This window comes from Streptomyces sp. BK208, assembly GCF_004364245.1.
Lineage (GTDB): Bacteria > Actinomycetota > Actinomycetes > Streptomycetales > Streptomycetaceae > Streptomyces.
This window is the reverse complement of record NZ_SOAV01000017.1, coordinates 1-21,631: the sequence shown is the minus strand read 5'-3', so window position 1 is coordinate 21,631 and position 21,631 is coordinate 1. Positions and strand designations below refer to the sequence as shown.

Annotated in this window: 23 protein-coding genes; 14 read left to right on the top strand and 9 right to left on the bottom strand. The window is 71.3% G+C overall.

What is annotated here, in order from left to right:
• Positions 1-110: 110 nt before the first annotated feature.
• Both fabG and fabI read left to right on the top strand, forming a co-directional pair.
• A complete protein-coding gene (fabG, locus tag EV562_RS32200; protein WP_133890403.1) occupies positions 111-815 on the top strand; it encodes a 3-oxoacyl-[acyl-carrier-protein] reductase in 705 nt (234 codons plus the stop codon).
• 5 nt (positions 816-820) lie between these two features.
• Positions 821-1,588 carry an enoyl-ACP reductase FabI gene (gene fabI, locus EV562_RS32195; RefSeq protein WP_133890402.1) on the top strand — a complete coding sequence of 256 codons (768 nt, stop codon included), beginning with the start codon at positions 821-823 and terminating at the stop codon, positions 1,586-1,588.
• Positions 1,589-1,701: 113 nt separating this feature from the next.
• Here the strand turns inward: fabI and EV562_RS32190 are convergent, their stop codons facing one another.
• The gene (locus tag EV562_RS32190) at positions 1,702-2,394 is read right to left on the bottom strand and encodes an FCD domain-containing protein (protein ID WP_133890401.1); all 693 of its coding nucleotides are present in this window, start codon (positions 2,392-2,394) and stop codon (positions 1,702-1,704) included.
• A gap of 46 nt (positions 2,395-2,440) precedes the next feature.
• Between EV562_RS32190 and EV562_RS32185 the strand changes: the two genes are divergently transcribed.
• The 4 genes from EV562_RS32185 (at position 2,441) to EV562_RS32170 (ending at position 5,042) form a co-directional block, all read left to right on the top strand.
• On the top strand, positions 2,441-3,823 hold the full coding sequence (locus tag EV562_RS32185; RefSeq protein WP_208298471.1) for a CynX/NimT family MFS transporter: 1,383 nt from the start codon (positions 2,441-2,443) through the stop codon (positions 3,821-3,823).
• A gap of 92 nt (positions 3,824-3,915) precedes the next feature.
• Positions 3,916-4,032, top strand: coding sequence for an SGM_5486 family transporter-associated protein (locus EV562_RS35925; RefSeq protein ID WP_037836969.1), 117 nt, complete (start codon positions 3,916-3,918; stop codon positions 4,030-4,032).
• Positions 4,033-4,215: 183 nt separating this feature from the next.
• A complete protein-coding gene (locus EV562_RS32175; protein WP_133890400.1) occupies positions 4,216-4,422 on the top strand; it encodes a hypothetical protein in 207 nt (68 codons plus the stop codon).
• A gap of 101 nt (positions 4,423-4,523) precedes the next feature.
• The gene (locus tag EV562_RS32170; RefSeq protein WP_133890399.1) at positions 4,524-5,042 is read left to right on the top strand and encodes a histidine phosphatase family protein; all 519 of its coding nucleotides are present in this window, start codon (positions 4,524-4,526) and stop codon (positions 5,040-5,042) included.
• 90 nt (positions 5,043-5,132) lie between these two features.
• Here EV562_RS32170 and serB read toward each other — a convergent pair whose 3' ends face one another.
• Positions 5,133-6,377 (bottom strand): phosphoserine phosphatase SerB, encoded by a 1,245-nt coding sequence (gene serB, locus EV562_RS32165; protein ID WP_133890398.1) that lies wholly within the window; start codon positions 6,375-6,377, stop codon positions 5,133-5,135.
• 280 nt (positions 6,378-6,657) lie between these two features.
• Here serB and EV562_RS32160 point away from each other — a divergent pair, with 280 nt between their 5' ends.
• Entirely contained in the window at positions 6,658-9,252 is a 2,595-nt protein-coding gene (locus EV562_RS32160) for an FHA domain-containing protein (RefSeq protein ID WP_166662104.1), read from the top strand.
• 125 nt (positions 9,253-9,377) lie between these two features.
• On the opposite strand, the gene EV562_RS32155 is transcribed toward EV562_RS32160, so the two are convergent.
• The 3 genes from EV562_RS32155 to EV562_RS32145 all read right to left on the bottom strand — a co-directional run bounded on the left by EV562_RS32155 (position 9,378) and on the right by EV562_RS32145 (position 12,233).
• Entirely contained in the window at positions 9,378-10,094 is a 717-nt protein-coding gene (locus EV562_RS32155) for a transglycosylase SLT domain-containing protein (protein ID WP_133890396.1), read from the bottom strand.
• Positions 10,095-10,446: 352 nt separating this feature from the next.
• Positions 10,447-11,538 carry an S-adenosylmethionine:tRNA ribosyltransferase-isomerase gene (locus tag EV562_RS32150; protein ID WP_133890395.1) on the bottom strand — a complete coding sequence of 364 codons (1,092 nt, stop codon included), beginning with the start codon at positions 11,536-11,538 and terminating at the stop codon, positions 10,447-10,449.
• Entirely contained in the window at positions 11,538-12,233 is a 696-nt protein-coding gene (locus EV562_RS32145; protein ID WP_133890394.1) for an SDR family oxidoreductase, read from the bottom strand. The genes EV562_RS32150 and EV562_RS32145 overlap by 1 nt, the downstream gene beginning before the upstream one ends.
• A 218-nt stretch (positions 12,234-12,451) precedes the next feature.
• Between EV562_RS32145 and EV562_RS32140 the strand changes: the two genes are divergently transcribed.
• The 3 genes from EV562_RS32140 to chpE all read left to right on the top strand — a co-directional run bounded on the left by EV562_RS32140 (position 12,452) and on the right by chpE (position 14,681).
• Positions 12,452-13,630 (top strand): GAF domain-containing sensor histidine kinase, encoded by a 1,179-nt coding sequence (locus EV562_RS32140; protein ID WP_133890393.1) that lies wholly within the window; start codon positions 12,452-12,454, stop codon positions 13,628-13,630.
• Positions 13,623-14,264 (top strand): response regulator transcription factor, encoded by a 642-nt coding sequence (locus EV562_RS32135; protein ID WP_133890392.1) that lies wholly within the window; start codon positions 13,623-13,625, stop codon positions 14,262-14,264. The genes EV562_RS32140 and EV562_RS32135 overlap by 8 nt, the downstream gene beginning before the upstream one ends.
• Positions 14,265-14,432: 168 nt before the next feature.
• Positions 14,433-14,681, top strand: coding sequence for a chaplin ChpE (gene chpE, locus EV562_RS32130; protein ID WP_003977022.1), 249 nt, complete (start codon positions 14,433-14,435; stop codon positions 14,679-14,681).
• 198 nt (positions 14,682-14,879) lie between these two features.
• Here chpE and EV562_RS32125 read toward each other — a convergent pair whose 3' ends face one another.
• Positions 14,880-15,662: a hypothetical protein gene (locus EV562_RS32125; RefSeq protein WP_133890391.1), complete on the bottom strand. Its 783-nt coding sequence runs from the start codon at positions 15,660-15,662 to the stop codon at positions 14,880-14,882.
• A 152-nt stretch (positions 15,663-15,814) separates the two neighbouring features.
• Between EV562_RS32125 and EV562_RS32120 the strand changes: the two genes are divergently transcribed.
• The 3 genes from EV562_RS32120 to EV562_RS32110 all read left to right on the top strand — a co-directional run bounded on the left by EV562_RS32120 (position 15,815) and on the right by EV562_RS32110 (position 18,224).
• Complete coding sequence (locus tag EV562_RS32120; RefSeq protein ID WP_133890390.1) at positions 15,815-16,612, top strand: ABC transporter ATP-binding protein; 798 nt, start codon at positions 15,815-15,817, stop codon at positions 16,610-16,612.
• A gap of 54 nt (positions 16,613-16,666) precedes the next feature.
• Complete coding sequence (locus EV562_RS32115) at positions 16,667-17,098, top strand: NfeD family protein (RefSeq protein ID WP_133890389.1); 432 nt, start codon at positions 16,667-16,669, stop codon at positions 17,096-17,098.
• A 166-nt stretch (positions 17,099-17,264) separates the two neighbouring features.
• Positions 17,265-18,224, top strand: coding sequence for an SPFH domain-containing protein (locus EV562_RS32110; RefSeq protein ID WP_133890388.1), 960 nt, complete (start codon positions 17,265-17,267; stop codon positions 18,222-18,224).
• A gap of 111 nt (positions 18,225-18,335) precedes the next feature.
• Here EV562_RS32110 and EV562_RS32105 read toward each other — a convergent pair whose 3' ends face one another.
• From EV562_RS32105 to EV562_RS32095, 3 genes are all read right to left on the bottom strand, one after another.
• Positions 18,336-18,842, bottom strand: coding sequence for an HNH endonuclease (locus EV562_RS32105; protein ID WP_007388340.1), 507 nt, complete (start codon positions 18,840-18,842; stop codon positions 18,336-18,338).
• 197 nt (positions 18,843-19,039) lie between these two features.
• The gene (locus EV562_RS32100) at positions 19,040-19,579 is read right to left on the bottom strand and encodes a YbhB/YbcL family Raf kinase inhibitor-like protein (protein ID WP_133890387.1); all 540 of its coding nucleotides are present in this window, start codon (positions 19,577-19,579) and stop codon (positions 19,040-19,042) included.
• A gap of 64 nt (positions 19,580-19,643) precedes the next feature.
• A complete protein-coding gene (locus tag EV562_RS32095) occupies positions 19,644-20,426 on the bottom strand; it encodes a sporulation protein (RefSeq protein WP_133890386.1) in 783 nt (260 codons plus the stop codon).
• Positions 20,427-20,572: 146 nt separating this feature from the next.
• Between EV562_RS32095 and EV562_RS32090 the strand changes: the two genes are divergently transcribed.
• Positions 20,573-21,214: a DNA-3-methyladenine glycosylase gene (locus tag EV562_RS32090; RefSeq protein ID WP_133890385.1), complete on the top strand. Its 642-nt coding sequence runs from the start codon at positions 20,573-20,575 to the stop codon at positions 21,212-21,214.
• Positions 21,215-21,631: the final 417 nt, after the last annotated feature.

Genomic DNA, 21,631 nt, shown 5'->3' with positions numbered 1-21,631 from the left:
TCTCTGCGCGCGGCCGGGGACCGATAGATTTTCGAGGAAGCCGCCTGCTCCCGCCGCCCGCCGCACGGGTGACCGGACGGGGGGACGACCGCTAGGGAAAGGGTGATCCGTTGAGCCGCTCGGTTCTCGTCACCGGAGGAAACCGGGGCATCGGCCTCGCCATCGCCCGCGCTTTCGCCGACGCCGGCGACAAGGTCGCGATCACGTACCGCTCGGGTGAGCCGCCGGAGGGCTTCCTGGCCGTCAAGTGCGACATCACCGACACCGAGCAGGTGGAGCAGGCCTACAAGGAGATCGAGGAGACACACGGTCCCGTCGAGGTTTTGATCGCCAACGCCGGCGTCACCAAGGACCAGCTCCTGATGCGCATGTCGGAGGAGGACTTCACCTCCGTCGTCGAGACGAACCTCACCGGCACCTTCCGCGTCGTCAAGCGCGCCAACCGCGCCATGCTGCGCGCCAAGAAGGGCCGCGTCGTCCTCATCTCGTCGGTGGTCGGGCTCCTCGGCTCCGCGGGGCAGGCGAACTACGCCGCCTCCAAGGCCGGTCTGGTCGGCTTCGCGCGTTCCCTCGCCCGTGAGCTGGGGTCGCGCAACATCACCTTCAACGTCGTCGCGCCCGGCTTCGTCGACACCGACATGACCAAGGTGCTCACCGACGAGCAGCGGGCGGGCATCGTGTCGCAGGTGCCGCTGGGACGGTACGCGCGGCCGGAGGAGATCGCCGCGACGGTGCGGTTCCTCGCCTCGGACGACGCCTCGTACATCACTGGAGCCGTCATCCCCGTTGACGGCGGACTGGGAATGGGTCACTGAACACCATGAGCGGAATTCTCGAGGGCAAGCGCGTCCTGATCACGGGCGTGCTGACGGAGTCCTCCATCGCCTTCCACGCCGCGAAGCTGGCCCAGGAGCAGGGCGCCGAGGTCATCCTCACCGCGTTCCCTCGGCCCACCCTGACCGAGCGCATCGCCAAGAAGCTGCCGAAGCCCGCCAAGGTCATCGAGCTGGACGTCACCAACGACGAGCACCTCGGGCGACTGGCCGACATCGTGGGCGAGGAGCTGGGCGGCCTCGACGGCGTCGTGCACTCCATCGGCTTCGCCCCGCAGGACGCGCTCGGCGGCAACTTCCTGAACACGCCGTTCGAGTCGGTCGCCACCGCCATGCACGTCTCCGCGTACTCCCTGAAGTCGCTGACCATGGCCTGCCTGCCGCTCATGCAGAACGGCGGTTCGGTCGTCGGCCTCACCTTCGACGCGCAGTTCGCCTGGCCGCAGTACGACTGGATGGGCCCGGCCAAGGCCGCCCTGGAGGCCACCAGCCGCTACATGGCCCGCGACCTGGGCAAGCAGAACATCCGCTGCAACCTGGTCTCGGCGGGCCCGCTCGGGTCCATGGCCGCCAAGTCCATCCCGGGCTTCAGCGACCTCGCCGCCGTGTGGGACACCCGCTCCCCGCTGGAGTGGGACCTGAAGGACCCGGAGCCGGCCGGCCGCGGCGTCGTCGCGCTGCTGAGCGACTGGTTCCCGAAGACGACGGGCGAGATCGTCCACGTCGACGGCGGACTGCACGCCATCGGCGCCTGATCCGGACGGCACTTCATGGCCGAGGGCCCGCATCCCGTCGTACGGGACGCGGGCCCTCGCGTCGTCGGCTCGGGCGCCACGGCGGCGCCGGGCAGGGGGGCTGACGGCCCGGCTCAGTCGTCCGAGGGCGGATCGAAGAGGGCCGGACGGCACATGAAGGGGTAGGCGCCGGCCTCGTCGGCCGCCGTCGCCGCGTCGCCCGCGCGGATCGCGTCCACCAGCCGGCCGTGGTCCATGTGCGTCGCCGCCGACATGCCCTCGCCGACGTCGCCGCGCAGCCAGTCCCGCAGCACCTCGCTCAGGTCGGCGTACATCGCGGTCATCACGTCGTTGTGCGAGGCCGCCACGACCGCCAGGTGGAAGGTGGCGTCCGCCGCCACGAAGGTCTCCGCGTCGCCCGACTCCCACGCCTCCTCGCGGCGCTGAAGCAGGCCGTCGATCTGCTTGAGGTCCTTCTCCGTGCGCCGCTCGGCGGCCAGTCGCGCCGCGGCCGACTCCAGGGTGGAGCGCAGCTCGGCGATGTGCCGGGGCTCGGCGTCGGCGAAGCGGCGCTGCATGACGCCCGCCAGCTCGCTGGTCGCCACGACGTACGTGCCCGATCCCTGGCGGATGTCCAGCAGACCGTTGTGCGCGAGCGCGCGGACCGCCTCCCGGACCGTGTTCCGGGCGACGCCGAGCTGTTCGACCAGTTCGGGCTCCGTGGGGATGCGGGAGCCGACCGGCCACTCGCCCGAGGCGATCTGCTGCCGCAGCGCCGCGATGACCTGTTCGGACAGTGCCGAACGACGGGGATGACTCAGTGGCATGGCTCACCTTCGCACACGACTGGACGACCAATCATCCCATGATTCTATGATGGGTCTCATGGCTAGTGACGAAACCCGGACGGAGACACGTGCGCAGACGCGTGCCGAGACACGTGTGCAGACCGACGCGCACGTGCGTGCCGAGACAGGCGGTGACGCGCGCGCGGAGCGCGGTGTGCGCGAGGTACCCGCCGAGACGGCCACCACGCGTGCGTGGACGACCCGGCTGCTCATCCTCGGCATCGTCCTGGCCGCGCTCAACCTGCGCCCGGCCATCACGAGCCTGGGGGCGCTCCTGGAGGAGGTCCGCGACGGACTCGGCATGAGCGGCAGCGTCGCCGGACTCCTCACCTCCGTGCCCCCGCTCTGCTTCGCCGTCTTCGGGGTCACCGCCCCCCGGCTGGCCCGCCGCTTCGGGCCCGGCGCGGTGGTCTGCGCCGGCATGGTCGCCATCACCGCGGGCCTGGTGATACGCCCGTACGCCGGCGGCACGGGCGGCTTCCTGGCCGCCACCGCCCTGGCGCTGATGGGCATCGCGGTCAGCAACGTCCTCATGCCGGTCATCGTCAAGCGCTACTTCCCCGACCGGGTCGGCTCCATGACCGGCCTGTACTCGATGGCCCTCGCCTTCGGCACCTCCGTGGCCGCCGCGGCGACGGTGCCCGTGACGGACGCGCTGGGCGGCCACTGGCAGCCGGGTCTCGCGGTCTGGGCCGTACTGCCGGCCCTTGCCGTCCTGCCGTGGATCCCCTTCGTACGGAACCGCAGGGAGCCGGCGCCCGCCGCGACGCCGTCCGCGGCCTCCGGGGGACGGGACGGCGAGAGGCCCGCGCAGCAGCCCCCGCTGCGGATCACCCGCAGCCGTACGGCCTGGGCGCTCGCCGTCTTCTTCGGCCTCCAGGCCACCGCCGCCTACATCACGATGGGGTGGATGGCGCAGATCTTCCGCGACTCGGGTGTGTCCGCCGGCACCGCCGGGCTGCTGCTCGCCGTCATCATGGTGATGGGCGTGCCGCTCGCCTTCGTGATCCCGCGGGTGGCGAGCCGCCTGCCCCACCAGGGCCCCATCGTGCTGGTCCTCGGCCTGTGCGGACTCGCCGGATACGCCGGTCTGTACTTTGCCCCGGTCGGCGGTGCCTGGGCCTGGGCCCTGCTGCTCGGCGTCTCCAACTGCGCCTTCCCGCTCGCGCTGACCATGGTCGGGATGCGGGCCAGGACGGGAGCGGGCGTCGCCCAGCTGTCCGCCTTTGCCCAGAGCACCGGCTACCTGATCTCCATCCCGGGGCCGCTGCTGGTGGGCGTGCTCTACCAGCACAGCGGCGGCTGGGGGCTGCCGATCGCGCTGATGAGCGCGCTGATGGTGCCGCAGATCGTGGTGGGCGTCCTGGCGGGACGCGACCGCACCGTGGAGGACGAGGCGGCCCGCTGACCCCTGCGGGCGGCCCCGGTCGGCCGATGTGCCGGCCGCGGGCCACCGGTCCCGCCGGGAGCGGCCCGCGCGGGGGATGCGAGACTTGCCGTATGCCAGTCCTCGACCCGAACCCCCAGCACGGCCAGAAGAAGATGCTGATCGTCTTCGGCTCGTTCCTCGCGATCTTCGTGATCATCGGCGTCATCGCGACGATCGCCTCGCCGTGACCCCGCCCCCCGCCGGTGGAGGGTGGGGGTAACCCCCGGTCCCCTAGGGGGTGAGGGTCAGGGTCAAGTGGGTGGATCTCCGGATGGGTTGGGCCCCGTGGAATCCGTAACTTCGAGATGTGCCCGCGCCACGCGGGCCAGCGAGCACGGACCAGGGAAGCCCGAAGACCAGCGGAGGCACTCATGTCGGCCCCTACGTACACCCGGCCTCCCCAGGCGACCCGGGGCGGCGTCGACATCCGGCTGCCCTGGTGGGCCCTCGCCCTGCCCGTGTTCGCCTTCGTCGCACTGCTCCTGCTGCTCCTGAATCCCGCCGACGCCCACGCCGCCGCGGAGCAGCCCGCGATCGCCCAGCTGCTGGAACGGATGGAGCAGCTCACCAGGCGTTGAGTGCCCGCCGGAGCCGCCACCGGCCCGGGCGCGCGTCCCGCGCTGAAGCCGCATGTCAACTCCCAGAGCCCCGTGGCCTGTTTCATGCGAAGCTGGATGACATGAGCGTCGCAGAACTCCGCAGGATTGTTCTCTTCCGGCATGCGAAAGCCGACTGGCCACAGGTGAGCGACCACGAGCGGCCGCTCGCCGACCGGGGGCGCATGGACGCCGCGGAGGCCGGGCGTCGGCTGGCGGACACCGGTGTGCCCTTCGACCAGGCCCTGTGCTCCACCTCGGCCAGGACCCGGGAGACCTGGAAGCTCGCCGTACAGGAGTTCCCGCACCGGCCGAAAACCGTCTATGAGGAGCGGATCTACGAGGCCTCGCCCGGCGAGCTGATCGCCGTGCTCAACGAGACCCCCGACGACCTGCGGAACGTGCTGGTGATCGGCCACAACCCCGGCATGGAGGCGCTGACCGAGATCCTGGCCGGCTCGGCCGAGGACGAGGTCCGTCAGCGGATCAAGCGACGGGGCTTCCCGACCGCCGCCTTCGCCGTCCTGACCTTCACGGGTTCCTGGAAGGACGTGGAGCCCGGCCGGGCCGCCCTGGTCGACTACTGGGCGCCGACCGACTGATCCGCCCCACCCGCGTACGCGACAGGGCCCGGCACCCTCGTGTCCGGGCCTTCGTCGTGCCGGGGCCGCGCCGCCCCTTCGCCGGCCGGGTCAGTGCCGGTCGGCGGCCGGGTCGAGGTCCTCGCCGGGCCCCTCGACCAGCGTGTCCGCGGCCTCGACCTCCTCGCGGGTGATGCCCAGCAGATACAGCACCGTGTCGAGGAAGGGCACGTTCACCGCGGTGTGCGCGGCCTCGCGGACCACCGGCTTGGCGTTGAAGGCGACGCCCAGGCCGGCCGCGTTCAGCATGTCCAGGTCGTTGGCGCCGTCACCGATCGCCACGGTCTGCGACAGCGGGACTCCCGCCTCGGCGGCGAACCGGCGCAGCAGCCGGGCCTTGCCCGCACGGTCCACGATCTCCCCGGTGACCCGTCCGGTCAGCCTGCCGTCGACGATCTCCAGCGTGTTGGCCTGCGCGAAGTCGAGCCCCAGCTGTTCCCGCAAGGCGTCGGTGACCTGGGTGAAGCCGCCGGAGACGACCCCCACCTGGTAGCCGAGCCGTTTCAGCGTGCGGATCAGGGTGCGGGCACCCGGCGTCAGCCGCACCTCGGCGCGCACCTTGTCCACCACGGAGGCGTCCAGCCCCTCCAGCAGGGCCACGCGCGCGTGCAGCGACTGCTCGAAGTCCAGCTCCCCGCGCATGGCGGCAGCCGTGACCTCGGCGACCTTGTCCTCGCAGCCGGCGTGCGCCGCGAACAGTTCGATGACCTCGTCCTGGATGAGCGTGGAGTCCACGTCCATCACGACCAGGCGCTGCGCCCGGCGGTGCAGCCCCGCGGCGACGACCGCGATGTCCACGCCGAGCGCGGCGGCCTCGGTGGCCAGCGCGGTGCGCAGCGGCTCGGTCTCCACACCGGACACCGCGAACTCGACGGCGGTCACCGGGTACTTGGCCAGCCGGAAGATACGGTCGATGTTGCTGCCCGATTCGGTGATCCGGGCCGCTATGGCGGCGGCAGCCTCCGCGGTGAGCGGGTGCCCCAGCACCGTGACCAGGGAGCGCCCGAGCCCGCGCGGGCGGTTGTCGCCGATACCGGAGATGATCTCCGCCTGCAGCTTCAGCGACTCCGCCCAGCTGTGGACGGTGGCCCGCAGGTCGCCCTCCAGCCCACGGGGCGGCTCGGTCACCAGCGCGCACAGCACGATACGGCCACGGGTGACGACCTGCTCGATGTCGACGACGTCGACGGAGTAGGCGGCGAGGGTGTCGAACAGGCCGGCCGTGATGCCGGGCCGGTCCTTGCCGAAGATCTTGACGAGAAGCGTGGGAACGTCAGAGGTCTGCGAAGCGCTCATGGTGTGCCCACCGTATCCGGCACCCGGTGCCGTCCGCCCCCGAGGTCCGCCTGGCGGACAGGGGGGCAGAAGGCAGGGGACGGGGTCAGAGGGACGAGAGTCTCACCGGCCGGGCGGGCTCCGACCCCGTCGAGGGGGACGGCGGACGGTCGCCTACGCACTCTTCACAAGGCCCGACTTTCGGTCAGGGCCCCGAGCCTGAAATAGTTCCCCCCGATGTTCGACATCCCTAGACTCCCCGCGACGGGAGCACATCGGGGGACAACTCAGTGGGGCTGGAGTGCCGGAACTCGTACTGGAATCCAATGGACGGACCTGGACGCTCGACCCGTCCCGGTCATACGCGCTGGGACGCGATCCACAGGGGGAGCTTGTTTTTGACGACGCCAGGGTCTCCTGGCGGCATGCCACGATCAGTTTCGACGGACGCAGGTGGGTGGTCGAGGACCACGGCAGCACCAACGGCACGTTCGTGCACGGGCAGCGGATCCAGCAGGTGGAGCTCGGCGCCGGCACCGTACTGAACCTGGGCAACGCGACCGACGGACCGCGGGTGAGCCTGTCCGGCGCCCAGGCCCCGGCCGGCGCGCCGCAGGCCCAGCCGCAGCAGCCGTACGCCGCGCAGGGCGCGCACGCGGGCTGGGCGCAGCAGGCGCCGCCCGCGCAGGAGCCGTTCCAGCAGCAGGCGCAGCCCCAGCAGACCCCGCAGCACGGGCATCCGCAGCAGCCGCACCAGGGGCAGCCGGCCGGCTGGCAGGCGCCCCAGCAGGCGCCGCAGCCCCAGCAGGCCGCGCCGCACTTCCCCCAGCAGCAGGGACCCGGCGGCGCGGCGGGGGCGCCACCGGCCCACGGGGACCGCAGCCCGACCACGTTCCACCAGTTCTCGCTCGGCCGTGTGATGCGTATCGGCCGTGCCCTGGAGAACGACCTGGTCGTCTCGGACCTGCAGGTCTCCCGCAACCACGCCGAGTTCCACGCGACGCCCGACGGCCGCCTGGAGATCCGCGACCTGGGCTCGCACAACGGCACGTACGTCAACGGCCAGCCGATCGCCAAGGGCGGCTCCCAGCTGCTCGGCCCGGCCGACATCGTCGGTGTCGGCCACTCGACGTTCCGGATCGTCGGCGACCGCCTCGAGGAGTTCGTCGACACCGGTGAGGTCTCCTTCTCCGCCCGGCACCTGACCGTCACGGTCGACGGCGGCAAGCAGATCCTCAAGGACGTGTCCTTCGGCGTCCCCGAGAAGTCGCTGATCGCGGTCATCGGACCGTCGGGATCCGGCAAGTCGACCCTGCTCAAGGCGCTCACCGGGTACCGGCCCGCCGACCAGGGCGAGGTCCTCTACGACAACCGGAACCTGTACAAGCAGTTCGCCGAGCTGCGCCAGCGCATCGGTCTGGTCCCGCAGGACGACATCCTGCACAAGGAGCTGACCGTCAAGAAGGCCCTGAAGTACGCGGCGAAGCTGCGCTTCCCGGCCGACACCACCGGCGCCGAGCGCAACGCCCGCATAGACGAGGTGCTGCGCGAGCTCAAGCTCGACATCCACAAGGACAAGAAGGTCACGTCCCTGTCCGGCGGTCAGCGCAAGCGCGTGTCCGTCGCCCTGGAGCTGCTCACCAAGCCGTCGCTGATCTTCCTGGACGAGCCGACCTCCGGCCTCGACCCGGGCATGGACCGTGACGTCATGCAGCTGCTGCGCGGCCTCGCCGACGACGGCCGCACCGTCCTCGTCGTCACCCACTCGGTGGCCGAGCTGGCGACCTGCGACAAACTGCTGGTGATGGCGCCCGGCGGTTCCGTGGCCTACTTCGGCCCGCCCGAGGAGGCGCTGAACTTCTTCGGGTACGACACCTGGGCCGACGTGTTCTCCGCCTTCGAGAACTACCGCGACTACGACTGGGCGGGCCGCTGGAAGGGCTCGCAGCACTACCAGATGTACGCCGCGGACCTCGACGCCGTCGCGCCGCAGTCCGTACAGGTACCGCCGATGCAGGCGATGAAGCCGCCGAAGCCGCAGGGCTGGATGTCGCAGTTCGTCACCCTCGTGCGGCGCTACGTGTCGGTGATCGCCTCCGACAAGGGCTTCCTGGCCCTGATGGTGATCCTGCCGGCCGTACTGGGCGCGGTGAGCCTGCTCATCGACGCCGACAAGGGCCTGCTGCCCAACCCGGCGAACCCGCAGACCGGCCGGATCATCCCGAACGGCACCGCGACCACGGTCCTGCTGATCCTCGCGGTCGGCGCCTGCTTCGCCGGCGCCGCGAACTCGGTCCGTGAGCTGATCAAGGAACGGGTGATCTACGAACGGGAACGCGCCACCGGCCTGTCCCGGTCCGCGTACCTGATGTCCAAGGTCTTCGTGCTCGGCCTGATCACGGTGTTCCAGGGTCTGCTGGTCGGTGTGATCGGCTTCGCCACCCGCGAGATCCCCGACGAGGGGCTGGTCCTGGGCGGCGCGACGCTGGTCGAGCTGTCGCTGCCGATCATGGCGCTGGGCTTCACCGCGATGATGTTCGGCCTGGTCATCTCCTCGCTGGTGAAGACCGCCGAGAAGACCATGCCGCTGCTGGTGATGTTCGCGATCATCCAGGTCGTCTTCACCGGCTGCCTCTTCGCCCTGAACGACGCGGTGGGCGTCAACCAGTTCTCGTACCTGATGCCCTCGCGCTGGGCGGTCGCCGCCGCCGGTGCCACGCTGGACTTCAACAAGATCAGCCCGCCCGAGAAGGGCGCCGAGGCCGACCCGCTGTGGGAGCACACCGTGGGCGCCTGGGGCCTGGACATGGCCGCGCTGATCGTGCTCGGCGTGATCTGCGGCTTCTTCGTCGCCCGCTTCCTGCGCCGGCACGAGCCCGAGGTCATGCGCAAGTAGACCGCGGTCCGGCGGACCCAGAAGGCCCGCCCGAACGCCCCGAAGGGCGGCACCCCGTCAGGAGGGTGCCGCCCTTCGGCGTACGGTCCGGCGTCGGCGACGTCGCGAGGAGGTCCGCGCCGACCTCAGTACGCGCTGTCGACGTTGTCCATGGTGCCGTACTTGTCCGCGGCGTAGTTGCACGCGGCGGCGATGTTGGCGACCGGGTCGTAGATGTTCCAGGAGGTACCGGGCACGTGGTACGCCTTGAACGTCGGCGGGATGACCTGGAGCAGGCCCTTCGACGGGATGCCGTTGATGGCGTTGATGTCCCAGTCGTTGATGGCCTTCGGGTTGCCGGACGACTCCCGCATGATGTTGCGGTGGATGCCGTCGTAGGTCCCGGGGATGTCGTGCTTGGCCAGGATGGCCCGGGCCTCGCGGATCCAGCCGTCCAGGTTGTCCGGGTAGGACTTGGCGGCCTTCTTGACCTCGGTGCGCTGGGCGGAGCGGCTGGTGCTCTCCTTGGCCGAGCGCTTGGCGGCGGCCTTCTTGGCTGCGGCCTTCTTCTCGGCGGTCGCCTTCTTGGCGGCCGCCTCCTTCTTGGCCTCGATGGCGGCGACCTTCTGGCTGGCGCCGGCGAGCTGGCCGGTGACACCGGCGTGCACGTCCTGGATCTGCTTGGTGCTGTACGCCACCTTGGCCGTCGGAGCGGCCTCGCTCGTGGTCGTCGCCTGACCGCTGGCCGGGACGGCGGTGAGGGCGACGGCGGCGGCGCCGAGCGTGCCGACACCGGCGATCGCGACCTTGTGCGTGCGGTTCAGGGTGCGACTGCGACCACGGGTAAGGATGTTCTTCAGCATGGCGGGATAGACCTCTTCGAATAGCGCGGAGGTCGCTCTCGTCCGGTGGGGACAGTGGGTGCTTCCGGCACAAACGCCGCGGGGGAGAACCCACGGCGCTGAGCGACGAGAGCAATTCTTAGCGACCGCAAAATCGAGAGGCAAAGGTGTGACGTACGATCCGAGGTAGTGGATCAGGGAACGGCAAAGCGGGGCAGATTGGACATCTGCCCCGCTCAAAACGGACGAGTCGTTCTCCTACTCCCCTTCGTACGTGACGTGGGCCCTATGCGGGGGCTCACACCGGCCCCCCTCCTTTCTCACCGATAGTTGCTGTCGCAATGCGAAGTGTGAGTGAGTCCGCGCCGCCCTCCTACGGCAGGAGGAGGTGGACGTCCCCGAACTCGTGCCACAGGTAGCGCCCCCGCACCGCCGCCTCGTACCCGCGGTCGATCGCCGCCCGCCCCGCCACCGCCTCCAGCATCAGCAGATGCGAGGCCTCGGGCTCGTGCAGCCCCGTCAGCAGCCCCTCCACCACCCGCACCCCCCGCTCCGGCGTCACCACCAGACCGGTCCACCCGGCCCGCGCCCGCACCACCCCGTCGGCACCGGCCGCCGACTCCACCGCCCGCACGGCCGTCGTCCCCACCGCCACCACCCGCCCGTCACCCGCGCGCGCGGCGTTGATCAGCCGCGCCGACGCCTCCGGCACGGCGAACCGCTCCGGATACGGCGGCTCGTGCGACTCCGCCGAGGCCACCCCCGTGTGCAGGGTCACCGGCGCGAACTGCACCCCGCGGCTCACCAGCTCCGCCACCAGCCGCGCCGTGAAGGGCCGCGCCGCGCTGGGCATCTCCGCACTGCCCGCCCCGTCCCCGGACGGCAGCGCGAACACCGTCTGGTAGACCGACAGCGGCTGGTCCCGCTCCGTGTAGGAGTAACGAATGGGCCGCCCGTACTCCCGCAGCAGCCCCGGCACCTCCGCCCGCGACACCCGCGCCCACCACAACCGCTCCCCGCGCGCGCTCAGCGGCTCCTCAAGGACCAGCCGCGCACCGCCCGGCAGCCGTACCCTCGTCCCCGCCGGACCACCGGCCGCCGCAGGACCCGGAGCGGGCGCCCCGTGTCCCCCTTCCCCCGCACGCGCGCGCGTAGTGCCCCTGCCGTCGGGCTCCCGCAGCTCCACCGCCCACCGGCCGTCGTCCCCCCGGGTGGAGAAGTGCACCACCACGCGCGTGTGCCCGATCCGCCCGTCCACGGCGGCGGCCAGCGTGGGCGAGGTGTTGACCACCAGCAGATCACCGGCCCGCAGCAGCCCCGGCAGCTCCCCGAACGCGTGGTGCGACACCTCGGTCCCGCGCGACACCAGCAGCCGTACGCCGTCCCGGTCCCGTCCCGGCTCCCGCTGCTCGACCGGCACCCGGGCCGACAACTCCCGCGGGACCCTCACCGCCACCGAGGCCATCAGCGTGTCTCCAGCAGCGCCGGGGCCCCGTAGCGCCCGCTCGCCGGCCGCTCGTCCAGCAGCCGCAGCAGCGCCGGTACGACGCTCCTCGGATCCGGCCGCGAATCGTCGTCGTCCGGTACGGCCGCGGCGTACAGATCCGTGGCCATGTCCCCCGGATCGACCGCCCACACCCGCAGCCCCGGTTCCTCCACGCCCAGTACCGCCGCCAGCTGGTCCAGGGCCGCCTTGGACGCCCCGTAGCCGCCCCACGTCCCGTACGCCTCGGCGGCCGCGTCCGAGCTGACCGTCACCACCGCGCCCGCGGGAGCCGCGCGCAGCTGCGGCAGCGCCTCCTTGACCAGGCCCAGAGCGGCCACCACGTTCACCTCCAGGGCCCGGCGCAGCCCGTCCAGGGACAGCTCCGCCAGCCGCACCAGCGGCTCGGCGCCCAGCGCGCTCGCGTTGCTGACCAGCAGGTCCACGCCGCCCAGCCGCGCGGCCTCCGTCACCAGCGCCGTCCGGTGCCAGGAGTCGGTGACGTCGCCGGGCAGCGCCGTCACGCGCGTGCCGTACGGCGCCAGCGCGCCCGCCGCCTCCTTCAGGACCTCGGAATTCCTGGCGTCCAGCACCAGGTCCCAGCCCCGTGCCGCCAGGGCCTCGGCGAGCGCCCGGCCCAGTCCCCTGGACGCCCCCGTGATGATCGCGACCGGCATGACTCACGTCCCCTTCGTCGTCCCCGCCGTCCGTCCGGCCGGCGTGATCCCCAACCTAGGAATCCGGCCGCGCCGGCCACCTCCGGCGAGGGCCCGAGCCGGGCAGGTCCCTTCGCCCTAGACCCGTCGGACGGGACCCCGGACCTAGTCCCACCGCCCTAGGCGACGCCCGTCACCGGGCCGATCCCGCCCCCACCCCCCGCGGGTACCGTGAGGACATGAGTCACGGCCCCCGGTCCGGCCTCACCGCGGTGAGTTCCGCGCTGCTGGCCATGAGCAGGCATCTCGAGGTGCGCGACGTCCTCAAGACGATCGTCGCCTCGGCCCGCGAACTGCTCGACGCGCAGTACGCCGCCCTCGGCGTCCCCGACGACCACGGCGGCTTCGCCCAGTTCGTGGTCGACGGCGTCAGCGACGAGCAGTGGAAGGCCATCGGCCCTCTGCCGCGCCAGCACGGCATCCTCGCCGCGATGCTCCACGAGGCCACCCCCGAGCGCCTCGGCGACGTCCGCAAGGACCCCCGCTTCGGGGGCTGGCCCTCCGCCCACCCCGACCTGGTCGACTTCCTCGGCCTGCCGATCCGCGACGGTGACGAGGTGCTCGGCGCCCTCTTCCTGGCCAACAAGCTGCGCCCCGCGGAGGGACACCCCCCGAGCTCCTCGTGCGCGAAGCCCGAGGGCGGCTGCGGCTTCACACGGGACGACGAGGAACTGCTCGGCATCCTCGCCCAGCACGCCGCGATCGCCCTCACCAACGCGCGCCTGTACGAGCGCAGCCGCGAGCTGACCATCGCCGAGGAGCGCTCCCGCCTCGCCCACGAGCTGCACGACGCGGTGAGCCAGAAGCTGTTCTCGCTGCGCCTGACCGCCCAGGCCGCCACCGCCCTGGTCGACCGGGACCCCGGGCGGGCCAAGGACGAGCTGCACCAGGTCGCCACGCTCGCCGCGGAGGCCGCCGACGAACTGCGCGCCGCCGTCGTCGAGCTGCGCCCCGCCGCCCTGGAGGAGGACGGCCTGGTCGCCACCCTGCGCACCCAGATCCAGGTCCTGGACCGCGCCCACGCCGCGCGCGTGACCTTCGCGGGCCACGGCGTCAAGGCGCTGCCGGCCGCCCAGGAGGAGGCGATGCTGCGCGTGGCCCAGGAGGCACTGCACAACGCCCTGCGCCACTCAGGGGCCGAACACGTCGAGGTCACCCTGCACCGGCGGGGCACCGGCACCGTCCTGCGGGTCACCGACGACGGCAGCGGCTTCGACCCGCGCACGGTCCGCCGCGCCGGCCGCCACCTGGGCCTGGTCTCCATGCGCGACCGGGCCGGCGGCACCGGCGGCAGGCTGACCGTGCGGTCCGCGCCCGGCGAGGGCACCACGATCGAGATGGAGGTTCCCGGTGGCTGAAGCGATCAAGGTGCTCCTCGTCGACGACCACCAAGTGGTCCGTCGGGGTCTGCGCACCTTCCTGGAGGTGCAGGACGACATCGAGGTGGTCGGCGAGGCCGCGGACGGCGCCGAGGGCGTCGACCGCGCCCAGGAGCTGAAACCCGACGTGATCCTCATGGACGTCAAGATGCCGGGCATGGACGGCGTCGACGCGCTGCGCAGACTCCGCGAGCTGGACAACCACGCGCGCGTGCTGGTCGTCACCAGCTTCACCGAGCAGCGCACCGTCGTCCCGGCCCTGCGGGCGGGCGCCGCCGGCTACGTCTACAAGGACGTCGACCCCGACGCGCTGGCCGGCGCCATCCGCTCCGTCCACGCCGGCCACATCCTGCTCCAGCCCGAGGTCGCGGGCGCCCTCCTGAGCCAGGAGACGAGCAGCACGGGGCCGGGCAGGGCGGGGTCCCTCACCGAGCGGGAGCGCGAGGTGCTGGGCCTGATCGCGGACGGCCGCTCCAACCGGGAGATCGCCCGCGCGCTGGTGCTGTCCGAGAAGACCGTGAAGACCCACGTCTCGAACATCCTGATGAAACTCGACCTGGCGGACCGCACCCAGGCCGCCCTGTGGGCCGTACGCCATGGAGTGAGCGGCTGACCGCGACCGGCCGCCCTGTACGCGGGGCCGCGGCGGAGGGTTCCCCTCCGGTCGGAGATTCATACCGTCGTGGGAATGTCCCCCGAATGGCGCATCCTTCGACGAGCCCGGCCGTTCTCCAGTGCGTGCCGCGGCGACTGCCGCGGCGTTCGCAAGGAGGGCACGCAAGTGAAGAACCTGAAGAAGGCAGCGGCCGTGACGATGGTGGCCGGCGGTCTGATCGCCGCCGGTGCGGGCATGGCCTCCGCCACCGACGGCGGCGCCCACGCCCACGGCAAGGCCGTCGGCTCCCCGGGCGTCGCCTCCGGCAACCTGGTCCAGGCGCCGATCCACATCCCGGTCAACGCCGTCGGCAACAGCGTCAACGTCATCGGCGTCCTCAACCCGGCCTTCGGCAACCTGGGCGTCAACCACTGATCCCCGCGCACACGATGCCTGCGGCCTCCCGGAGCTTCTGGGAGGCCGCATCGGCATCAACCGGCCCGATGCCCCCAGCAGTGGGCAGTCGTGCCGCCGGGGCGGCACGGGTGGGCACCGCGGCACCTCGTCAGCGCCGAGCCGCGCGCCCCGCCCCAGGCCCGCACCCACGTCGGGCCCCGCCGGGCCAAGGCCCCCTCACCGCATCCCCCGCTCCACCACGACGGAGTTGTACGCCGCGACCTGCGCCCGCCGGGCCACCCGCTCCACCGGCCGCAGGGCGTCCCCCCGCGCCGCCATCTCCGACGCGCTCACCGCACCCCCGTGCCCGTTCCCGGACGCCAGCGACACCAGCATCCCCACCCGCTGCGCCAACTCCAGCACCCGCACCGCCCGCGGCGGATACCCCGGCGCCAGCACCTCCCGCCCCCGCTCCGCCCGGGCCCGGTACGCCGCGACCGCCGCCTCCGCCACCGGCCCCGACCCGGCGACGTCCAGCCGCGTCAGCGCCTCCGTCGCGTCCCGCAGCGCCTCCGCCAGCTCCCGCTCGGCCTCCCCGAGCGAGGGCACGTCCGCCGGCGGCGCCTCCCGCACCGGCAGACAGTGCCACACGACCTCGACGTGCACGTCACCCTCGGGGCCCGCCTCGTAGACCTCCGGCACCAGCCCCAGCGCGGCCCCCTCGCAGATCACCGCCTCCTCGGCCTCCAACGCGCGCGCGTTGAACTCCGGCGGCCCGCTCAGCCCCAGCGGATGCCCCGGCGCGGGCAGCGCGATCCGCAGCCCGCTCGCGCCGAGCGTCCGCAGCCGCCCCAGCGCCAGGGTGAGACCGACCGGCGCGTCCTCGCCCGGCAGCCCCTCCACCCGGTGCACCGCGTCCTCGCCGACGATCGCGACCACGGCGTCGTCCGGCGAGACCTTTTGGGCAATCAGGGCATTTCCCCAGGCGGCAAGGCGCCCAGCACGTGGTTCCGAGAGCATGCCCCCACCCTAAGGACCGGACCGATGGAACGGTGCGGCCGACCGGTGGCGTAGATTTCCTGGAGGGGCCTGCGCCCACCGGCGCCGCGGCCCGAGCACAGGTGTACGCGACAGCCGAGACCGGCCACAATGCAAGGGGAGACAACGCGCTCATGAGCGATGTTCTGGAGCTTCAGGACGTATCCGTGGTCCGTGAGGGCCGGGCTCTGGTGGACCAGGTCTCCTGGTCGGTGAAGGAGGGCGAGCGCTGGGTCATCCTCGGTCCGAACGGCGCCGGCAAGACCACCCTCCTCAATGTCGCGTCCAGCTACCTCTACCCGAGCAACGGCACCGCCACCATCCTCGGCGAGACGCTCGGCAAGCCCGGCACCGACGTCTTCGAGCTGCGCCCGCGCATCGGCATGGCCGGCATCGCCATGGCCGACAAGCTGCCCAGGCGCCAGACCGTCCTGCAGACCGTGCTGACCGCCGCGTACGGCATGACCGCCGGATGGCAGGAGGAGTACGAGGACATCGACGAACAGCGGGCCCGCGCCTTCCTCGACCGTCTCGGCATGACCGAGTACCTGGACCGCAGGTTCGGCACCCTCTCCGAGGGCGAGCGCAAGCGCACGCTGATCGCCCGCGCCCTGATGACCGACCCCGAGCTGCTCCTCCTCGACGAGCCGGCCGCCGGCCTCGACCTCGGCGGCCGCGAGGACCTCGTCCGACGCCTCGGCCGGCTCGCCCGCGACCCCATCGCGCCCTCCATGATCATGGTGACCCACCACGTCGAGGAGATCGCCCCGGGCTTCACCCACGTCCTGATGATCCGTCAGGGCAAGGTCCTGGCCGCCGGCCCGCTGGAGCTCGAACTGACCTCCCGCAACCTGTCCCTGTGCTTCGGACTCCCGCTCGTCGTCGAGCAGTCCGGGGACCGGTGGACCGCGAAGGGCCTCCCGCTGTCCTGACCCGCCCCCCGTGCGCCCTGTCCCCGGCGTCACCACCGGACCTACCATGACAGCGTGAACGACATCGACTCATGGGTGTGGTGGCTCGTAGCCGCGGCGGCACTCGGCATTCCGCTCGTCGTGACCGCGATGCCGGAGTTCGGGATGTTCGCCGTCGGCGCGGTGGCCGCCGCCGTCGCCTCCGGGCTGGGCGCGGGCATCGTGGTCCAGGTCATCGTCTTCGTCATCGTCTCGGTCGCCCTCATCGCCGTCGTACGGCCCGTCGCCGCCCGGCACCGCGCCCAACAGCCCCAACTGGCCACGGGAGTGGACGCCCTGAAGGGCAGGCAGGCCGTCGTCACGGAGCGGGTCGACGGCTCAGGCGGCCGGATCAAACTCGCCGGGGAGATCTGGTCGGCGCGCGCCCTGGACACCGGACGCGCCTTCGAGCCCGGCGAGGAGGTCGACGTCGTCGAGATCGACGGGGCCACGGCCGTCATCATGTGACCCCCGCCGTGCCGCAACTGGCCCGAACACCCCCCGAGGCGTGCGACGGTCTGTCAGACTCGACCAGCAAGATCCTCAACAGCCGTAAGATCAGCAGTAGTCAGGGCCAGACAGGTCAACGGGATCTGCCGGAGCGCCGAGGCGGAGAAGGGGACGGACACCCACGATGGAACCGGTCATCATCGTCCTGATCATCCTGGTGGTGTTGGTCTTCATCGCCCTGATCAAGACCATCCAGGTCATCCCACAGGCCAGCGCCGCCATCGTCGAGCGCTTCGGCCGCTACACGCGGACCCTCAACGCGGGCCTCAACATCGTGGTCCCGTTCATCGACACCATCCGCAACCGCATCGACCTGCGCGAACAGGTCGTCCCCTTCCCGCCCCAGCCGGTCATCACCCAGGACAACCTGGTCGTCAACATCGACACCGTCATCTACTACCAGGTGACCGACGCCCGCGCCGCGACCTACGAGGTCGCCAGCTACATCCAGGCGATCGAGCAGCTCACCGTCACCACCCTGCGCAACATCATCGGCGGCATGGACCTGGAGCGGACCCTGACCTCCCGCGAGGAGATCAACGCGGCCCTGCGCGGCGTCCTCGACGAGGCCACCGGCAAGTGGGGCATCCGCGTCAACCGCGTCGAGCTCAAGGCCATCGAACCGCCCACCTCCATCCAGGACTCGATGGAGAAGCAGATGCGCGCCGACCGCGACAAGCGCGCCGCCATCCTCCAGGCCGAAGGTGTCCGGCAGTCCGAGATCCTGCGCGCCGAGGGCGAGAAGCAGTCCCAGATCCTGCGCGCCGAAGGTGAGGCCAAGGCCGCAGCCCTCCGCGCCGAGGGCGAGGCCCAGGCCGTCCGTACCGTCTTCGAGGCCATCCACGCTGGCGACCCGGACCAGAAGCTGCTTTCCTACCAGTACCTCCAGATGCTCCCGAAGATCGCCGAGGGCGACGCCAACAAGCTCTGGATCGTCCCCAGCGAAATCGGCGACGCCCTCAAGGGCCTCTCCGGCGCCATGGGTAACTTCGGCGGGCTGGGCGGCGGTTCGGGCAGCGGAAGCGGCAACGGCGGCGCAAGCGTCCCGGCCCAGGAACGCCGCGAGAAGCCGACGATCGACTGACGGTTCCGGTGAGCGCCCGGCAGCCCCCACGCCCTCAGGGGCGCGGGGGCTGCGCGGTCAACCACGACGCACCGGCAGTCGGCAACGCACATCAACCCCCACGGCGCAGACTCACGCCGCGTCCAGCACCAACCACTCCGGCAGCGCGGCGAAGTCGTCCCGGGCCAGCGCCAGCAGCATCGCATCGGCGGGCGTCGGCTCGAACGGCTCGCGCAGCAGCGGCATCCCCGCCTGCTCAGGCGTCCGGTTCGCCTTGCGGTGATTGTCCTCCGCGCACGAGGCCACCGTGTTCAGCCACGTGTCCTGCCCGCCGTGCGACCGCGGCACCACGTGGTCCACGGTCGTCGCCCGCCGTCCGCAGTACGCGCACCGGTGCCGGTCCCGTACCAGCACGCCCCGCCTGGACCAGGGAGCGCGTCTTCGGAACGGCACCCGTACGTACTGGCACAGCCTGATCACCCGCGGCGCGGGTATGTCGAGCGCGGCTCCGCGCATCCGCAGCGAGGGGTGGGCCTGTTCGACGACGGCCTTGTCCTGGAGCACCAGAACGACGGCTCGATTCAACGTCACCGTCGACAGCGGCTCGAAGCTCGCGTTCAGCACCAGCGTGTCCCGCATACCAGCCCACCTCCCGTGCGCACCGGCCCACCCCCTGGCGGGCTGGAACAACTCTGGCCGGGCACGCCGGGTTGGACAACGCAATATCCGCCACTCCCACGAGGGAAACCCCCTCGCCACCCCCGGAGACAAAAATGCCCGCCCCTGATCCATTCCAAGACCAGGGGCGGGCAAACGTTCCGTGAACGCTCGAAGGCTCAGCCTTCCGCGGGCACCTCGTACTCAGCGATGAGCTGGGCACGCGCGAGGGTGTGGAAGCGCAGGTTGAAGCCGACGAAGGCGGGAGTGCCGTCCGCGTCCGGCCCCAGCTTCTCCTGGTCCACGGCGTACACCGTGAACACGTAGCGGTGCGGCCCGTCCCCGGCGGGCGGCGCGGCACCGCCGAACTCCTTGTCGCCGTAGTCGTTGCGCGCCTGTACGGCACCCTGGGGCAGCCCCTCGAACGAGCCGCTGCCGGCACCCACCGGCAGCTCGGTCACCGAGGCCGGGATGTCGAACACCACCCAGTGCCAGAACCCGCTGCCCGTCGGGGCGTCCGGGTCGTAGCACGTCACGGCGAAGCTCTTGGTCCCGGCGGGGAAGCCCTCCCACCGCAGGTGCGGAGAGGTGTTCCCGGCGGCGTGGACCTGATCGTCCTTGAGTGTCCCGCCCTCCGTAACGTCGTCACTCGTGACGGTGAACGACGGCACGGGCGGGTGGAAGTCATGGGGGAGCGGACGCCGCTTCAGCTCGGTCACCTCGGTACCTCCTGATGTTCTGGTGCAGAGACGACCGAGCCTACGGGTTCGCCCGCCCGATCCCTCAGAACCAGTTGCGCTTGCTGCCGACCTCCGACAGCCACTGGTTGAGGTACGCCGTCCAGTCGGTGCCCTGGTAGTCGTTCAGCCCCACCTTGAACGAGCGGAACGTGTCGCTGCCCTCGCTGAACAGACCGGGCTTCTTGTCCATCTCCAGCACGACGTCCATGGCCTGGGCGTCGGCGACGAAGCTCAGCTCGACCTGGTTCAGCCCGCGGTACTGCTGCGGCGGGAAGAACTCGATCTCCTGGTAGAAGGGCAGCTGCTGCCGCGTGCCCCGGATGTGGCCGCGCTCCATGTCCGCGCTCTTGAAGCGGAAGCCCAGCTGGATGAAGGCGTCCAGGATCGCCTTCTGCGCCGGCAGCGGGTGCACGTTGATCGGGTCCAGGTCACCGGAGTCCACGGCACGCGCGATCTCCAGCTCCGTGGTGACCCCGATGTTCATCCCCCGCAGGGACTGCCCGTCGATCATGGTGACCGGCGTCTCCCACGGGATCTCGAGCCCGAACGGCACCGCGTGCACCGCACCGGCCTTCAGTCCGAAGGCGCCGCCGAGCCTCACCTTGGTGAACTCGATGTCCTGCTTGTACTCCTGGTCGCCGCTCTCCACCTCGACCTTGGCCTGGAGGCCGACCGACAGCCCCTCGATCTCCTGGTCGACGGACCCTCCCTGGATCCGCACCTCGCCCTGGACGACACCCCCCGGAACGACGTTGACCTCGCTCAGCACGGTCTCGACCGAAGCCCCGCCGGCCCCCAGGCTCGCGAGCAGCTTCTTGAACGCCATGTCTCTCCCTCTCCAGGCTTACGTGTGGATCCTCGACCCATACAAACGCGATCCGACCGTGGCCGGTTCCGCGCCCCACACCCTGGCAAGGCGGACGCTCCCCGACCACCCCGCACACGGTCGCGGCTGCGTTACGCTCGGACGGCATGATCGCGAGCCCCGACCGTACGCCCCTGCCCAGGGAATTCTTCGACCGCCCCGTCCTCGAGGTGGCGCCCGACCTTCTGGGCCGCATCCTGGTGCGCGACACCCCCGACGGCCCGATCGCCCTCCGCCTGACGGAGGTGGAGGCCTACGACGGTCAGAACGACCCGGGCTCCCACGCCTACCGCGGCCGCACCGCGCGCAACGACGTGATGTTCGGTCCCCCCGGACATGTGTACGTCTACTTCACCTACGGCATGTGGTTCTGCATGAACCTGGTGTGCGGTCCCGAGGGGAGGTCGAGCGCCGTTCTCCTCCGCGCCGGCGAGATCGTCGAGGGGGCCGAGCTGGCACGGGCCCGACGGCTCACCGCCCGCAACGACAAGGAACTGGCCAAGGGCCCGGCCCGTCTCGCCACCGCCCTGGGCGTGGACCGCGCCCTCAACGGCACGGATGCCTGCACCTCCGAGGACACCCCTCTGCGCGTCCTGACCGGCACACCCGTCCCCGGTGACCAGGTGCGCAACGGGCCGAGGACCGGCGTGGCCGGCGAGGGCGGCGTCCACCCCTGGCGCTACTGGGTCGCCGACGACCCGACGGTCAGCCCGTACCGGGCCCATGTCCCGCGGAAGCGCCGAAGTTGACTCTCCCTTGGGCGACGCGTAATGTAGCCTGAGCCGCTTGACCCGGGTACGGCAATCGCCTGCAGCCGGAAGCGGCCAACCCACTACCTACGACTTCCCTCAGCGGGAGCGAATTCGTCATGTCCGCATGTCTGAATTCGAACTCGCGGGACTCGATTATGAGTCCCCGGAGAAATCGGCTAACGTAGTGAATGTCGAAAGGCCGACGAGCGAAAGCCGGAAGCCGACGACAAATCCCGCCGACAGGGAATCGGATCGAAAAAGGATCTGATAGAGTCGGAAACGCAAGACCGAAGGGAAGCGCCCGGAGGAAAGCCCGAGAGGGTGAGTACAAAGGAAGCGTCCGTTCCTTGAGAACTCAACAGCGTGCCAAAAGTCAACGCCAGATATGTTGATACCCCGACCTGATCGGTTCCG

Bases quoted from the DNA above. Each gene is read 5' to 3' on its own strand.
- fabI (WP_133890402.1), top strand. From the start codon at position 821: ATGAGCGGAATTCTCGAGGGCAAGCGCGTCCTGATCACGGGCGTGCTG.
- EV562_RS32190 (WP_133890401.1), bottom strand. From the start codon at position 2,394: ATGCCACTGAGTCATCCCCGTCGTTCGGCACTGTCCGAACAGGTCATC.
- EV562_RS32185 (WP_208298471.1), top strand. From the start codon at position 2,441: ATGATGGGTCTCATGGCTAGTGACGAAACCCGGACGGAGACACGTGCG.
- EV562_RS35925 (WP_037836969.1), top strand. From the start codon at position 3,916: ATGCCAGTCCTCGACCCGAACCCCCAGCACGGCCAGAAGAAGATGCTG.
- EV562_RS32175 (WP_133890400.1), top strand. From the start codon at position 4,216: ATGTCGGCCCCTACGTACACCCGGCCTCCCCAGGCGACCCGGGGCGGC.
- EV562_RS32170 (WP_133890399.1), top strand. From the start codon at position 4,524: ATGAGCGTCGCAGAACTCCGCAGGATTGTTCTCTTCCGGCATGCGAAA.
- serB (WP_133890398.1), bottom strand. From the start codon at position 6,377: ATGAGCGCTTCGCAGACCTCTGACGTTCCCACGCTTCTCGTCAAGATC.
- EV562_RS32155 (WP_133890396.1), bottom strand. From the start codon at position 10,094: ATGCTGAAGAACATCCTTACCCGTGGTCGCAGTCGCACCCTGAACCGC.
- EV562_RS32150 (WP_133890395.1), bottom strand. From the start codon at position 11,538: ATGGCCTCGGTGGCGGTGAGGGTCCCGCGGGAGTTGTCGGCCCGGGTG.
- EV562_RS32145 (WP_133890394.1), bottom strand. From the start codon at position 12,233: ATGCCGGTCGCGATCATCACGGGGGCGTCCAGGGGACTGGGCCGGGCG.
- EV562_RS32140 (WP_133890393.1), top strand. From the start codon at position 12,452: ATGAGTCACGGCCCCCGGTCCGGCCTCACCGCGGTGAGTTCCGCGCTG.
- EV562_RS32125 (WP_133890391.1), bottom strand. From the start codon at position 15,662: ATGCTCTCGGAACCACGTGCTGGGCGCCTTGCCGCCTGGGGAAATGCC.
- EV562_RS32120 (WP_133890390.1), top strand. From the start codon at position 15,815: ATGAGCGATGTTCTGGAGCTTCAGGACGTATCCGTGGTCCGTGAGGGC.
- EV562_RS32110 (WP_133890388.1), top strand. From the start codon at position 17,265: ATGGAACCGGTCATCATCGTCCTGATCATCCTGGTGGTGTTGGTCTTC.
- EV562_RS32105 (WP_007388340.1), bottom strand. From the start codon at position 18,842: ATGCGGGACACGCTGGTGCTGAACGCGAGCTTCGAGCCGCTGTCGACG.
- EV562_RS32095 (WP_133890386.1), bottom strand. From the start codon at position 20,426: ATGGCGTTCAAGAAGCTGCTCGCGAGCCTGGGGGCCGGCGGGGCTTCG.
- EV562_RS32090 (WP_133890385.1), top strand. From the start codon at position 20,573: ATGATCGCGAGCCCCGACCGTACGCCCCTGCCCAGGGAATTCTTCGAC.